A 12210-nucleotide genomic window follows, 5' to 3' on the forward strand; every position below is an offset into this window, starting at 1 on the left:
ACGCCGGCTATTCGACGAAAAGCAGCGCCGGGCATTCGAGCGAGGTACGCACGGCCTGCACGAACTCCGCGGCCAGCTGGCCGTCAACCACGCGGTGGTCGAAGGAGGAGGACAGGTTCATCATGCGCCGCGCGACCACTGCGCCATCCTTCATCACCGGGCGCTGCACGATGCGGTTGACGCCGACGATCGCCACCTCCGGCGCATTGATGATCGGCGTGGAGGCGATGCCGCCCAGTGCGCCAAGGCTGGTGATGGTCAGGGTCGAGCCGCTCAGCTCGTCGCGGGTGGCGCGGCCCGCGCGCGCGGCCTCGGCCAGCCGCGCGATCTCGGTTGCGCTGGACCAGGGGTCGCGTGCTTCGGCGTGGCGCAGCACCGGCACCATGAGGCCGACCGCGGTCTGGGTCGCGATGCCGACATGCACCGCGCCATGGCGCGTGAGCACGCCGGTCTCGTCGTCGAAGCGGGCATTGATCTGCGGAAAGCGCGGCACCGCCAGCACGATGGCGCGCACCAGCAGCGGCAGCAGCGTCAGGTGCGCCCGTTCGCTGCCCCAGCGTTCGTTGAGTCGCGCGCGCAGCAGTTCCAGCTCGGTCACGTCGACTTCCTCGACATAGGTGAAGTGCGGAATGCGGCGCATCGCATCCTGCATGCGCTGCGCGATGCGGCGGCGCACGCCGGTCACGGGCATGGCTTGCTCGTCGCTGCGCTCCGCGTAGCGCGACGGGCTCGGCGCCTGTGCGCGCTGCCGGCGGAGCAGCCAGGCGTCGAGGTCCTCGTGCAGGATGCGGCCGTTGGCGGCGCTGCCCTGAATCTGCTGCAGATCGATGCCGAGCGCCGCGGCGCGGTGGCGCACCGCGGGTGCGGCGAGCGGCTTGCCGGCCGAGGGTGGCGTGCGCACGACCGGTGCGGATGCCGCTGCGGCTGTTGCCGCGGCCGGTGCAGGCGCCGGCGCGCGTGCGGGCGCGGCCGGCACCTGCACCGCCTCGCCCTGCGCCTCCACGTCGATCCGTATCAGCTCCGCGCCCACCGCGAGCTGCTGCCCCACTTCGCCGCCGAGCGCGAGCACCCGGCCCGCGACCGGCGAGGGAATCTCGACGGTGGCCTTGTCAGTCATCACGTCGGCCAGCACCTGGTCCTCGGCCACCGTGTCGCCGGGCTGCACGCGCCATGCCACCAGCTCCACCTCGGCAATGCCTTCACCGAGGTCCGGCACCTTGATTGCATGCGTGGCCATTCAGTTCTCCATGACGCGGCGCATCGCCGCACCGACGCGCGCCGGCCCCGGAAAGTAGGCCCATTCCTGCGCATGCGGATAGGGCGTGTCCCAGCCGGCCACGCGCTCGATCGGCGCCTCCAGGTAGTGGAAGCAGTGCTCCTGCACCAGGGCCACCAGCTCGGCGCCGAAGCCGTTGGTGCGCGTGGCCTCGTGCACGACCACGCAGCGGCCGGTCTTCTTGACCGAGGCGACCAGCGTCTCCAGGTCCAGCGGCCACAGGCTGCGCAGGTCGATGATCTCGGCATCGATGCCGGTCTCCTGCGCGGCCGCCTCCGAGACGAAGACCATGGTGCCGTAGCTGATCACCGTCAGGTCGGCGCCGGGGCGGAACACGGTGGCCGACTCCAGCGGCACCGTGTAGTAGCCCTCGGGCACTTCGCCCAGCGGATGCGCCGTCCACGACACCAGCGGCCGCTCGTGGTGGCCGTCGAAGGGCCCGTTGTACAGCCGCTTGGGCTCGAGAAAGATCACAGGGTCGTCGTTCTCGATCGAGGCGATCAGCAAGCCCTTGGCGTCGCGCGGATTCGAGGGCATCACCGTGCGCAGCCCGCAGACATGCGTGAACAGCGCCTCGGGGCTCTGGCTGTGCGTCTGGCCGCCGTAGATGCCGCCGCCGCAGGGCATGCGGATGGTGATCGGCGCGGTGAAGTCGCCCGCCGAGCGGTAGCGCAGGCGCGCCGCCTCGGACACGATCTGGTCGTAGGCCGGATAGACGTAGTCGGCGAACTGCACTTCCACCACCGGGCGCAGGCCATAGGCGCCCATGCCGATGGCCGAGCCGACGATGCCGCCCTCGTTGATCGGCGCGTCGAACACGCGCGAGCGGCCGTACTTGGCCTGCAGGCCTTCGGTGCAGCGGAACACGCCGCCGAAGTAGCCCACGTCCTGGCCGTAGATGATCACGTTGTCGTCGCGCTCGAGCATCACGTCCATGGCGGAGCGCAGGGCCTGGATCATGGTCATCGAGGCCATGGCCGTCATCCCTCCGACGACAGCTGCTCGCGCTGCCGCTTCAGGTGCTCGGGCATCTCCTTGTAGACGTCCTCGAACATGGTCGCGGCACCGGCGACGTGGCCGTCGGCCATCGAGCCGAAGCGTTCGGCCTCCTTCAGTGCGGTGTTCACCTGCGCCTCCAGGTCGGCTTGCGTCTGCTCATGCTCCTGCTGCGACCAGGCGCCGATGGACGTCAGGTGCTGCGCCAGGCGCGGGATCGGATCGCCCAGCGGAAAATGCGCCCAGTCGTCGGCCGGACGGTAGCGCGAGGGATCGTCGGAGGTCGAGTGCGCGCCGGCGCGGTAGGTCACCCATTCGATCAGCGTCGGCCCGAGGTTGCTGCGCGCGCGCTCCGCGGCCCAGCGCGAGGCCGCCAGCACCGCGAGAAAGTCGTTGCCGTCGACGCGCAGCGACGCGATGCCGCAGCCCACGCCGCGCGCCGCGAAGGTGGTGGCCTCGCCGCCGGCAATCGCCTGGAAGGTCGAGATCGCCCACTGGTTGTTGACCACGTTGAGGATCACCGGCGCGCGGTACACATGCGCGAAGGTCAGCGCGGTGTGGAAGTCGGACTCGGCGGTGGCGCCGTCGCCGATCCATCCCGAGGCAATGCGCGTGTCGCCCTTGATTGCCGAAGCCATGCCCCAGCCCACCGCCTGGATGAACTGCGTGGCCAGGTTGCCCGAGATCGAGAAGAAGCCGGCCCGCTTCATCGAGTAGCACACCGGCAGCTGCCGGCCCTTGAGCGGGTCCCGCTCGTTGGACATCAGCTCGCAGATCAATTCCAGCAGCGTCACGTCGTCGCGCGCGAGCAGCAGGCCCTGCTGGCGATAGGTGGGAAAGCACATGTCGCCCTGCTGCAGCACCAGCGCGTGGCCGGTGGCAATGGCCTCTTCGCCAAGGCACTGGATGTAGAACGAGATTTTTTTCTGCCGCTGTGCGATCAGCATGCGGGCGTCGAAGGCGCGCGTCTTCATCATCGCGCGCAGGCCGCGGCGCAGCAGCTCGGGGTCGGCCGCCGGCGCCCACGGGCCGACCGCGCGGCCCTCGTCGTCGAGCACGCGCACCAGCGTGTAGGCCAAGTCGCTGGTGTCGGCCGGCGATGCGTCGACCGGGGGTTTTCGCACCTCGCCGGCACGCGACAGGTGGAGATAGGAAAAGTCGGTCTCATGCCCTGGCCGCCCGGTGGGCTCCGGCACATGCAGACGAAGAGATACGCCCTGGCTCATTGCGTTGTCTCCGCGCTCGATGGGATCGCTCGCCAGCAAAGCCTAGCGAATTTCAGGCTGGAGCGCAGCCGGTCAACCGCGCATTTTTTCTTGCCGACGCCTCAGGCCTCGGCTTCGAAGAAGGCCAGCTTGCGCGCGCGGGGCAATGCCTTGACCCTGATCTCCGCCCGCAGCGCGGCGCTCTTGTCTGGATAGGCGCGCGCTGCAAGCACGCGCAGCGGAGGACGCGCGCGCGTGAATTTCGCGCCCAGCCCGAACACATGCTGAAAGAAGCGCTGCTCCACGTCGAGCGCGATCCCTGTGTAGTACACGCCGCCTTCGCATTCCAGGAGATAGAGCCAGTAGGGCACAGGATCGAGGTCGTGCAGGGATCGGGGCATGGCGCAGATTGTGCAGCCGCAGCCGCCCTTCGCCGGAGTCGGCTTTGGCGCAACGGCGAGGGGAACACGCCGTTGCGGGCGTACAGTGGGCGGCTGAGCCCAGGCCGACGGCGGTTGCCGAAACGCTATAGGGCTCTCCACGAATGGAGGTTGAACATGGCCCAGCATGCAATTACCGCTGTTCACTTCAGCGACGGGAAGATCGATCTCGTCGCCATTCACCCGGTGGTGGAGCAGGAGTTCGGTTCGACCGAATTTTCTCTTGGCGCGGCACGGCGGATCGGCATCGGCGAATGCGTGGAACTCCTTGCCGCCAGCGAGGAAGTGTGCCTTGCACGGCGCACCGAAAGCCATGCCTGGGAAGTCATTTGCGATGTCCAGCTCTTGCCGGGCGGAGCCGGCATCACCGGCGTCGACATCGTGGGCCGCCCCAACGATGCGTTGCACGAACTTCCTGCGTGGGACTGAGGGCGCACGGGCAAGCTATATTGCTCGCTCAGCAACAGACAGAGAAGAAATCACCATGGCAAAAGCCTACTGGGTCAGCGCGTACCGTGCGGTCAACGACGCCGACAAACTCGCGGCCTACGCAAAACTGGCCGGCCCGGCCATCACTGCCGGCGGCGGCCGCTTCCTGGCGCGCGGCCTGCCCGCCGAGGTCTACGAGTTCGGCCTGCCCCAACGCACCGTGCTGATCGAGTTCGACAGCGTCGAGCAAGCCAGGGCCGTGCATGACAGTCCCGACTACCAGGCTGCGCTTGACGCGCTGGGCGACGGCGCCGAACGGGACCTGCGGATCATCGAAGGGGTCTGAGACATCCGGGGGATCGGGCGCTCGGGTTCATTCGCTTGCAGGAAGCCAGAAGCCGGCGGGCATGTCCGGTGTTCTGGCTTTCACCGGCTGCGGTCGCCGTCGCGCACGGATTCGATTGCGCCGTTGTAGATGCGAACGACGCCAAGGAATGCACCAGGACCCCGGTCGTATGTCCATTCCTCCATGGGAACGCACTGGTTCGCAAGAATCGCCTGGGGACTGCCCGCACGGTAGGGCGTCACGACCCAGCCGAGCTGCAGCATCGGCACGCAGACGCTCTGGCGATAGATCGGCTCGCCGCATTTTTGAAGCAACGACACGGGCGAATCGCCCTTGCCCACGAGCGAACCGTTGCAGCCCATCGACTGGGAAGCTTCGGCGGAAGGAACAAGGATGGCCATGAGCGCCGCCGCGAGCCCAAGGACCCAGCGGTGGGGGTGAGAGCTTTTCATGCTGGCCATTGAGTCATGGGATGCAATGCCTGGCGGTCAGTCCTGCTGCCGGAGGATTTTCTCCATCTTCTTGCCCTTCGCGAGTTCGTCGACCAGCTTGTCCAGGTAACGGATCTTCCGCATCAGCGGATCATCGACTTCCTCGACGCGGACGCCGCAGACAACGCCCTTGATCAGCGCGCTGTTCGGGTTCATGGCTGGAGCCTCCGCAAAGAAGGCCTCGAAATCCTTCTCCTGCTCGATCTGCCGCTCCAGGCCCGCCTGGTCATAGCCGGTCAGCCAGCGAATGATCTGATCCACTTCTTCCTTCGTCCGGTTCTTGCGCTCGGCCTTCTGGACGTACATCGGATAGACCTTCGCAAACGCCATCGCGAAAATTCGATGCTTTGGCATGGCCGCTCTCAAGCTTTCGGCTGGCGCCGCCTTGCCTTGACCGCCGACGCCAGGCCCTCGAGCACCGGCACCGTCTGCGCAAAGCCGATGCAGGCATCGGTGATCGAAACGCCGTGCTTCAGCGCCGCGCCGGGCTTCAGGTCCTGCCGCCCTTCCTCGAGATGGCTCTCGATCATGAGGCCCGTGATGCGCCGCTCGCCGGCCGCGATCTGCGCCGCCACGTCTTCGGCGACCACGATCTGCCGCTGGTGCTGCTTGCTGCTGTTGCCGTGCGAGACATCGATCATCACCTGGGGCCGCAGGCCGTTTGCCAGCAGCGCCTCGCAGCTGGATGCGACGTCCGCGGCCGAATAGTTGGGCGCCTTGCCGCCGCGCAGGATCACGTGGCAGTCGTCGTTGCCGCGCGTCTCGAAGATCGCCGCCATGCCCATCTTGGTCATGCCCATGAAGGCATGCGGCGCGCGCGCCGCGAGGATCGCGTCGGCCGCAACCTTCACGCTGCCGTCGGTGCCGTTCTTGAAGCCCACCGGGCAGCTCAGGCCCGACGCCAGCTGCCGATGGCTCTGGCTCTCGGTGGTGCGGGCGCCGATGGCACCCCAGGCGATCAGGTCGGCAATGAACTGCGGGCTCAGCAGATCGAGAAACTCGGTGCCGGTCGGCAGGCCGAGCGTGGTCAGCTCGAGCAGCAGGCGCCGCGCGCGCTCCAGTCCCTCGTTGATCGCGAAGCTGCCGTCCAGGTGCGGGTCGTTGATGTAGCCCTTCCAGCCCACGGTGGTGCGCGGCTTCTCGAAGTAGGCGCGCATCACGATCAGGAGGTCGTCCTGCAGCGAGTCGGCGACGGTCTTCAGGCGCTGTGCGTATTCGATGGCCTGGTCGTGGTCATGGATGGAGCAAGGGCCCACCACGACGACCAGCCGGTCATCGCGGCCGTGCAGCACGTCGGCGATTGCCGCGCGGCTGCCTTCGACCAGCGCCAGCGTGTTGTCGCGCACGGGCACGCGCTCCTGCAGCAAGGCCGGGGTGATGAGCGGACGGACGGCGCCGATGCGCACGTCGTCGATCCGGGTGGTGTCGAGCGTGCTGTCGCGGGAGCCGATCTCGGCATCGTGGAGAGGGTCGTCGAGGCGGGGCATGGTGGTGGCAGTGGTTTCGAGCGGAGCTTGCCGGATTGTCCTCTTTCACGATGCCCCGGCGTTCCGCAAGCACAGCCTCCTAGCATGCATCAAGACATGAAAAGGTGCTTTGTAGTTTCAGGAAGAATGTCCGGGAGGTGCCCACCTACATTGAACCGCCCCCGGGGCGACGGATACCCATCAAGAAGGAAAAGCAGAGTGAACCTCCTCAGATCATTCCTGTGTGCGGCGGCCATCGGCATTCCAATGGCCAGCGCCTGCGCAGCGACGCCGCAGCCCTTGCTCGAGCGAGCGCTCGCCTTGTCCGACGCGGCCGAGCCCGACGTCATCGCCTGGCGCCGCCACCTCCACCAGCATCCCGAGCTTGCATACGCAGAAGTCGAAACGGCCAGGTACATTGCCGCCGCGTTGGCCAGGATCCCGGGCGTCGAGGTCCAGGCCGGCATCGCCAGGACCGGCATCAAGGCGGTGCTGCGTGGCGGCAAGCCCGGGCCGGTGGTGGCCCTGCGCGCAGACATGGACGCGCTGCCCGTGGAGGAACGCAACGATCTGCCGTTTCGCTCGACGGCCAAGGCTGCGTGGCGCGGCCAGGAAGTTTCGGTGTCGCATGTCTGCGGCCACGACACCCACGTTGCCATGCTGCTGGGCGCCGCCCAAGCGCTTTCGGCCATGCGAGAGGATCTGCCGGGCACGGTGGTCTTCCTGTTCCAGCCTGCCGAGGAGATCGGCCCTGGCGCAGAAGACCCCAGCGGTGCGCTGGCCATGGTCAAGGCAGGGGTTCTGGAGAATCCCAGGATCGATGTCGTGCTGGGCCAGCACATCGGCGCGCAGGCGCCCAAGGGCTCCATCTCCTATCGGCCTGGCGCGATGCTGGCCAGCATCGACGTATTCAACATCAAGCTCAATGGCGCCGGCGGGCACGGCGCCGCGCCATGGGCCGCCAACTCTCCGATGCTGGCGGCCGCGGAAATTGCCCTGGGCTTGCAGAACATCGTCAGCCATCGCACCAACCCGACGATCGATGGCGGTGCCACCGTGGCCACGGTGGGCATGCTGCAAAGCGGCAACCGCTTCAACATCCTGCCCGAGACCGCCGAGCTCTCGGGCACGGTGCGTGCGCTGTCGGCGCAGAACCAGAAAGTCGCCCACGAGCAGATCCGCATGAAGGCCGAGCACATCGCGGCCAGCTACGGGGTCAAGGCCGATGTGCGCATCGACACCGGCGGGGGCTACGGCGTGCTTGTCAACGATGCGCCAACCACGCTGGCGCTTGTCGATGCCCTGAAGGCTGCAGCAGGAAAGGACAAGGTCGCGGAGATCCTGCCCTCGATGGGGTCGGAAGACTTTGGCGCCTTCGGCGGCACGGGCGTGCCGGTGGTCTTCTGGATCCTGAACGCCTCGCCCTACCCCGATCGCGCCGGCCCGACAAATCATTCGCCGCTGTTCACCATCGATGAATCCGCGATGCGTATCGGAGTGAGGGCATTGACCAGCGCGACCCTGGCGCAGATGACGCGTGCACGGACCGGGGTGCGCTGATGATTCGGATGGTGGGCGCGCGTGCCCCTCACTCCACCGTCACGCTCTTCGCCAGATTGCGCGGCTTGTCGACGTCGGTGCCGCGCGCGCAGGCCGTGTGATAGGCCAGCAATTGCAGCGGCACCACATGCAGCAGCGGCGATAGCGCGCCGTAGTGCTCGGGCATGCGGATCACGTGCAGGCCTTCGCTGCCCTTGATCCTGGTGTCGCCGTCGGCCAGCACGTAGAGCACGCCGCCGCGCGCGCGCACTTCCTGCAGGTTGCTCTTGAGCTTTTCGAGCAGGGTGTCGTTGGGCGCCACGGCCACCACCGGCATCTCGCTCGTTACCAGCGCGAGCGGGCCGTGCTTGAGTTCGCCGGCGGCGTAGGCCTCGGCGTGGATGTAGGTCACTTCCTTGAGCTTGAGCGCGCCTTCGAGCGCGATCGGATAGTGCAGCCCGCGGCCCAGGAAGAGCGCGTTGTCCTTGCGCGCGAAGTCTTCGGCCCAGCCGATGATCTGCGGCTCGAGCGCGAGCACCGATTGCAGCGCGACGGGCAGGTGGCGCATCTCTTTCAGGTAGCGCGCCTCGTCGGCTTCACTCAGGCGGCCCTTGGTCTGCGCGATGGCGAGCGTCAGCAGGAACAAACCGGCCAGCTGGGTGGTGAAGGCCTTGGTCGACGCCACGCCAATCTCCACCCCGGCGCGCGTGATGTAGGCGAGCTTGCATTCGCGCACCATCGCGCTGGTGGCCACGTTGCAGATAGTCAGCGTCTGTTCCATGCCGAGCGAGCGCGCATGTTTGAGCGCGGCCAGCGTGTCGGCAGTCTCGCCCGACTGGCTGATGGTGACCACCAGCGTCTTCGGATCGGGTACCGAATCGCGGTAGCGGTACTCGCTCGCGATCTCGACCTGCGTCGAGATCTTCGCGATGCTCTCGAGCCAGTACTTGGCGGTGCAGCCGCTGTAGTAGCTGGTGCCGCAGGCCAGGATGAGGATCTTGTCGATGTCCTTGAACACGCGGTGCGCGCTGGCGCCGGTGGCGCCGTCCTGCCCGATGCCGTCGAACAGCTCGGGCACGATGCCGGCCACGCCTTCGAGCGTGTCGCCGATGGCGCGCGGCTGCTCGAAGATTTCCTTCTGCATGTAGTGGCGGTACGGGCCGAGCTCGGCCGCGCCGCTGTGCGCCTGCACGGTGCGCACCTGGCGCTGCACGGGCTTGTGGTTGCGGTCGACGATCCAGTACTTGCCGGGCTGCAGGTCGACCACGTCGCCTTCCTCGAGGTAGACGATCTGGTCGGTCACGCCGGCCAGCGCCATGGCGTCGCTCGCCAGGAAGTTCTCGCCGCCCTCCTTGCCCGCGCCCAGGATCAGCGGCGAGCCCGCGCGCGCGCCCACCACGCGCTGCGGCTCGTCGCGGCAGATCACGGCAATGGCGTAGGCGCCGTGCAGCTGCAGCACCGCGGCCTTCACGGCCTCGAACAGGTCGCCGTCGTAGAGGCTGTCGACGAGGTGGGCGATGACTTCGGTGTCAGTCTGGCTCTCGAACACGTAGCCCTTGGCTTCGAGCGCCGCGCGCAGGGTTTCGTGGTTCTCGATGATGCCGTTGTGCACCAGCGCAATGCGGCCCGGCCGCGCGCCCTGCGCATCGGCGCCGGGGCCGTGGCTGAAGTGCGGATGGGCGTTGTGCACCGCGGGCGCGCCGTGCGTGGCCCAGCGCGTGTGGGCGATGCCGGTCAGGCCTTCGACATGGTCTTCGCGCACCTGCGTGACGAGGTCCGCCACGCGCGATGTGGTGCGCGCCCGCGTGAGGCCGCCCGCATGGACCGCCACGCCGCAGGAGTCGTAGCCGCGGTATTCGAGCCTCTGCAGGCCCTGGACCAGGACCGGAACGATGTTGCGATGGGACGCTGCGCCGACGATGCCGCACATGGTGAGCTGCCTTTGGATTTGAAGAAGAGGCTCGATGGTAGGAAGCTGGCGGAAAAATATGCGATCGAAATTCGACAGCTTTCAAACTTTTCTTTCATCAATCTGATTGATTGGATTTTTATTCCATAATTCCATTCAATATGGAATCATTTTCCCTGGATGCAATAGACATTCGCCTGCTCGACGCGCTCCAGCGCGACGCCTCGCAGACCAACCAGCGGCTGGCCGCCGACGTGGGCATTTCGCCGCCCACCTGCCTGCGCCGGGTTCAACGCCTGCGGCAGGAGCGGCTCATCGAGCGCCAGGTCGCACTGCTCTCGCCCGACCGGCTCGCGGCGGTGCTGGGCCACGGCCTGCAGGCGGTGGTCGAAATCTCGCTGGACCGGCAGGACGCCGCGGCCCTCGATGCCTTCGAGGCCCGCGTGATTGCCGACGACGCCGTGCAGCAATGCTGGCGCGTCTCGCCGGGGCCGGACTTCGTGCTGGTGGTGGCGGCGCGCGACATGCCGGACTACGGCGCGCTGGCGCAGCGCCTGTTCACGGCCGACGCCAATGTGCGCAACGTCAAGGCCTTCTTCAGCCTGAAGCGCGCGAAGTTCGAGCCCAGGGTGCCGCTCGCGCGCTGAGGCGCCGCGGCAGGCCTTCGTCGATCAGGCCTTCGGCTGTTTCTGCGGCCGCTTCCAGTTCGCAAAGCTGACCTGCTTGCCGCGCGCCACGGTGAGCGCGCCGGGCTCGGTCGACTTGTTCACCGTCGAGCCGCCCCCGATGGTGCCGCCCGCGCCGATGGTGACCGGCGCCACCAGCACGCAGTTGCTGCCCACGTGCACGTCGTCCTCGATGACGGTGCGGTGCTTGTTGGCGCCGTCGTAGTTGGCCGTGATGCTGCCCGCGCCGTAGTTGACGCGCTGGCCCACGCTGGCATCGCCCAGGTAGGCCAGGTGATTGGCCTTGGCGCCGGCGGCCAGCGTCGAGTTCTTGACCTCGACGAAGTTGCCGATGTGCACCTCGGCGCCCAGCTGCGCGCCCGGCCGCAGCCGCGCGAAGGGGCCGACCAGCGCCCTTTCGCCTACGGTCACGCCGGCTTTTTCGCCGTCGATGTGGGTGAAGGGATGGATCACCGCGCCCGCCTCGATGCGCGCATTGGCAATCACGCAGTTGGCGCCGATGCGCACGCCCTCGCCCAGGAACACCGAACCCTCGAACACGCAGTTGACGTCGATCTCGACGTCGGCTTCGCAGGCCAGTGCGCCGCGCAGGTCGAAGCGCGCGGGGTCGGCCAGCCGCACGCCTTGCGCCATCAGCGCATCGGCCTGCCGCAGCTGCCAGGCGCGCTCCAGCGCCGCCAGCTGCGCGGGGCTGTTGATGCCGGCGACCTGGAGCGCATCGGCGATGACATGCGCGACCACGGGCACGCCGTCGGCCGCGGCCAGCTTGACGATGTCGGTGAGGTAGTACTCGCCCTGGGCATTGCGGTTGTCCAGCCGCGAGAGCCAGCCCTTGAGCAGCGCGGCGGGCACGGCCATCACGCCGCTGTAGATCTCGCGGATTCCGCGCTGCGCCTCGGTGGCGTCCTTCTGCTCGACGATGGCCTTGACCTCGCCGCCCGCCTGCCCTTCGGCGCGAACGATGCGCCCGTAGCCGGTGGGATCGTCGAACTCGATGGTCAGCAATGCGAGCCGCCGGCCGCCGCTGGCGGCGATCAGCGCGCGCAGCGTGTCCTCGCCGATCAGCGGCACGTCGCCCGACAGCACCAGCACCGTGCCATCATCGGGCAGGAGCGGCGCCGCCTGCTGCACCGCGTGGCCGGTGCCCAGCTGCGGCTCCTGCCGCGCGAACTGCAGCGCCGCGCCGATGGCGTTGCCGGCCATGGCGGCCTCGACCTCGGCCGCGCCGTGGCCGGTCACCACCACCACATGGCGCGCGCCGATGCGCGCGGCGGTATCGGCCACGTGCCCGAGCAATGCGCGCCCGGCCAAACGGTGCAACACTTTGGGCAGCCTGCTTTTCATGCGCGTGCCCTTGCCGGCCGCCATGATGACGACGTCGACCGGTCCCTGGTTGTCTTGCGGAATCTGATTCATGCTTCTTTCTA

At 67.8% G+C, this 12210-nt stretch carries 13 protein-coding genes; 4 read left to right on the top strand and 9 right to left on the bottom strand.

What is annotated here, in order from left to right; translation table 11 throughout:
* Positions 1–7 precede the first annotated feature (7 nt).
* The 4 genes from L1081_RS15530 to L1081_RS15545 form a co-directional block, all read right to left on the bottom strand.
* Positions 8–1237 carry a 2-oxo acid dehydrogenase subunit E2 gene (locus tag L1081_RS15530; RefSeq protein ID WP_489412981.1) on the bottom strand — a complete coding sequence of 410 codons (1230 nt, stop codon included), beginning with the start codon at positions 1235–1237 and terminating at the stop codon, positions 8–10.
* Positions 1238–2260 (bottom strand): transketolase C-terminal domain-containing protein, encoded by a 1023-nt coding sequence (locus L1081_RS15535; protein ID WP_489412982.1) that lies wholly within the window; start codon positions 2258–2260, stop codon positions 1238–1240. It lies immediately after the preceding gene.
* The gene (locus L1081_RS15540) at positions 2257–3498 is read right to left on the bottom strand and encodes a thiamine pyrophosphate-dependent enzyme (protein ID WP_489412983.1); all 1242 of its coding nucleotides are present in this window, start codon (positions 3496–3498) and stop codon (positions 2257–2259) included. Before L1081_RS15540 ends, L1081_RS15535 begins: the two co-directional genes overlap by 4 nt.
* A gap of 101 nt (positions 3499–3599) precedes the next feature.
* Positions 3600–3878, bottom strand: a complete 279-nt coding sequence (locus L1081_RS15545; RefSeq protein WP_489412984.1) for a GIY-YIG nuclease family protein — start codon at positions 3876–3878, stop codon at positions 3600–3602.
* Between the two features lie 156 nt (positions 3879–4034).
* Between L1081_RS15545 and L1081_RS15550 the strand changes: the two genes are divergently transcribed.
* Together L1081_RS15550 and L1081_RS15555 are read left to right on the top strand one after the other, a co-directional pair.
* On the top strand, positions 4035–4346 hold the full coding sequence (locus tag L1081_RS15550; RefSeq protein ID WP_489412985.1) for a hypothetical protein: 312 nt from the start codon (positions 4035–4037) through the stop codon (positions 4344–4346).
* Between the two features lie 55 nt (positions 4347–4401).
* Complete coding sequence (locus L1081_RS15555) at positions 4402–4692, top strand: DUF1330 domain-containing protein (RefSeq protein ID WP_319429825.1); 291 nt, start codon at positions 4402–4404, stop codon at positions 4690–4692.
* 80 nt (positions 4693–4772) lie between these two features.
* On the opposite strand, the gene L1081_RS15560 is transcribed toward L1081_RS15555, so the two are convergent.
* From L1081_RS15560 to L1081_RS15570, 3 genes are read right to left on the bottom strand one after another with little or no spacing between them, the layout of a single operon-like run.
* Positions 4773–5144 (bottom strand): DUF2845 domain-containing protein, encoded by a 372-nt coding sequence (locus L1081_RS15560; protein WP_489412986.1) that lies wholly within the window; start codon positions 5142–5144, stop codon positions 4773–4775.
* A gap of 36 nt (positions 5145–5180) precedes the next feature.
* Positions 5181–5537 (bottom strand): DUF2200 family protein, encoded by a 357-nt coding sequence (locus L1081_RS15565; protein ID WP_489416791.1) that lies wholly within the window; start codon positions 5535–5537, stop codon positions 5181–5183.
* An 8-nt stretch (positions 5538–5545) separates the two neighbouring features.
* Entirely contained in the window at positions 5546–6670 is a 1125-nt protein-coding gene (locus tag L1081_RS15570) for a 3-deoxy-7-phosphoheptulonate synthase (RefSeq protein WP_489412987.1), read from the bottom strand.
* Between the two features lie 198 nt (positions 6671–6868).
* Here L1081_RS15570 and L1081_RS15575 point away from each other — a divergent pair, with 198 nt between their 5' ends.
* Positions 6869–8209 carry an amidohydrolase gene (locus L1081_RS15575; RefSeq protein WP_489412988.1) on the top strand — a complete coding sequence of 447 codons (1341 nt, stop codon included), beginning with the start codon at positions 6869–6871 and terminating at the stop codon, positions 8207–8209.
* A gap of 28 nt (positions 8210–8237) precedes the next feature.
* Here the strand turns inward: L1081_RS15575 and glmS are convergent, their stop codons facing one another.
* Positions 8238–10118 carry a glutamine--fructose-6-phosphate transaminase (isomerizing) gene (gene glmS, locus L1081_RS15580; protein ID WP_489412989.1) on the bottom strand — a complete coding sequence of 627 codons (1881 nt, stop codon included), beginning with the start codon at positions 10116–10118 and terminating at the stop codon, positions 8238–8240.
* Positions 10119–10258: 140 nt separating this feature from the next.
* On the opposite strand from glmS, the gene L1081_RS15585 reads away from it, so the two are divergent.
* The gene (locus L1081_RS15585; RefSeq protein WP_489412990.1) at positions 10259–10744 is read left to right on the top strand and encodes an Lrp/AsnC ligand binding domain-containing protein; all 486 of its coding nucleotides are present in this window, start codon (positions 10259–10261) and stop codon (positions 10742–10744) included.
* A 24-nt stretch (positions 10745–10768) separates the two neighbouring features.
* On the opposite strand, the gene glmU is transcribed toward L1081_RS15585, so the two are convergent.
* Complete coding sequence (glmU, locus tag L1081_RS15590) at positions 10769–12199, bottom strand: bifunctional UDP-N-acetylglucosamine diphosphorylase/glucosamine-1-phosphate N-acetyltransferase GlmU (RefSeq protein ID WP_489412991.1); 1431 nt, start codon at positions 12197–12199, stop codon at positions 10769–10771.
* Between the last annotated feature and the right edge of the window lie 11 nt (positions 12200–12210).

Origin of the sequence: Variovorax sp. MSC1_012, from assembly GCF_023667525.1 — a bacterium.
Classification (GTDB): domain Bacteria; phylum Pseudomonadota; class Gammaproteobacteria; order Burkholderiales; family Burkholderiaceae_C; genus Variovorax; species Variovorax beijingensis_B.

Bases quoted from the DNA above. Each gene is read 5' to 3' on its own strand.
- L1081_RS15530 (WP_489412981.1), bottom strand. From the start codon at position 1,237: ATGGCCACGCATGCAATCAAGGTGCCGGACCTCGGTGAAGGCATTGCC.
- L1081_RS15535 (WP_489412982.1), bottom strand. From the start codon at position 2,260: ATGACGGCCATGGCCTCGATGACCATGATCCAGGCCCTGCGCTCCGCC.
- L1081_RS15540 (WP_489412983.1), bottom strand. From the start codon at position 3,498: ATGAGCCAGGGCGTATCTCTTCGTCTGCATGTGCCGGAGCCCACCGGG.
- L1081_RS15545 (WP_489412984.1), bottom strand. From the start codon at position 3,878: ATGCCCCGATCCCTGCACGACCTCGATCCTGTGCCCTACTGGCTCTAT.
- L1081_RS15550 (WP_489412985.1), top strand. From the start codon at position 4,035: ATGGCCCAGCATGCAATTACCGCTGTTCACTTCAGCGACGGGAAGATC.
- L1081_RS15555 (WP_319429825.1), top strand. From the start codon at position 4,402: ATGGCAAAAGCCTACTGGGTCAGCGCGTACCGTGCGGTCAACGACGCC.
- L1081_RS15560 (WP_489412986.1), bottom strand. From the start codon at position 5,144: ATGAAAAGCTCTCACCCCCACCGCTGGGTCCTTGGGCTCGCGGCGGCG.
- L1081_RS15565 (WP_489416791.1), bottom strand. From the start codon at position 5,537: ATGCCAAAGCATCGAATTTTCGCGATGGCGTTTGCGAAGGTCTATCCG.
- L1081_RS15570 (WP_489412987.1), bottom strand. From the start codon at position 6,670: ATGCCCCGCCTCGACGACCCTCTCCACGATGCCGAGATCGGCTCCCGC.
- glmS (WP_489412989.1), bottom strand. From the start codon at position 10,118: ATGTGCGGCATCGTCGGCGCAGCGTCCCATCGCAACATCGTTCCGGTC.
- L1081_RS15585 (WP_489412990.1), top strand. From the start codon at position 10,259: ATGGAATCATTTTCCCTGGATGCAATAGACATTCGCCTGCTCGACGCG.
- glmU (WP_489412991.1), bottom strand. From the start codon at position 12,199: ATGAATCAGATTCCGCAAGACAACCAGGGACCGGTCGACGTCGTCATC.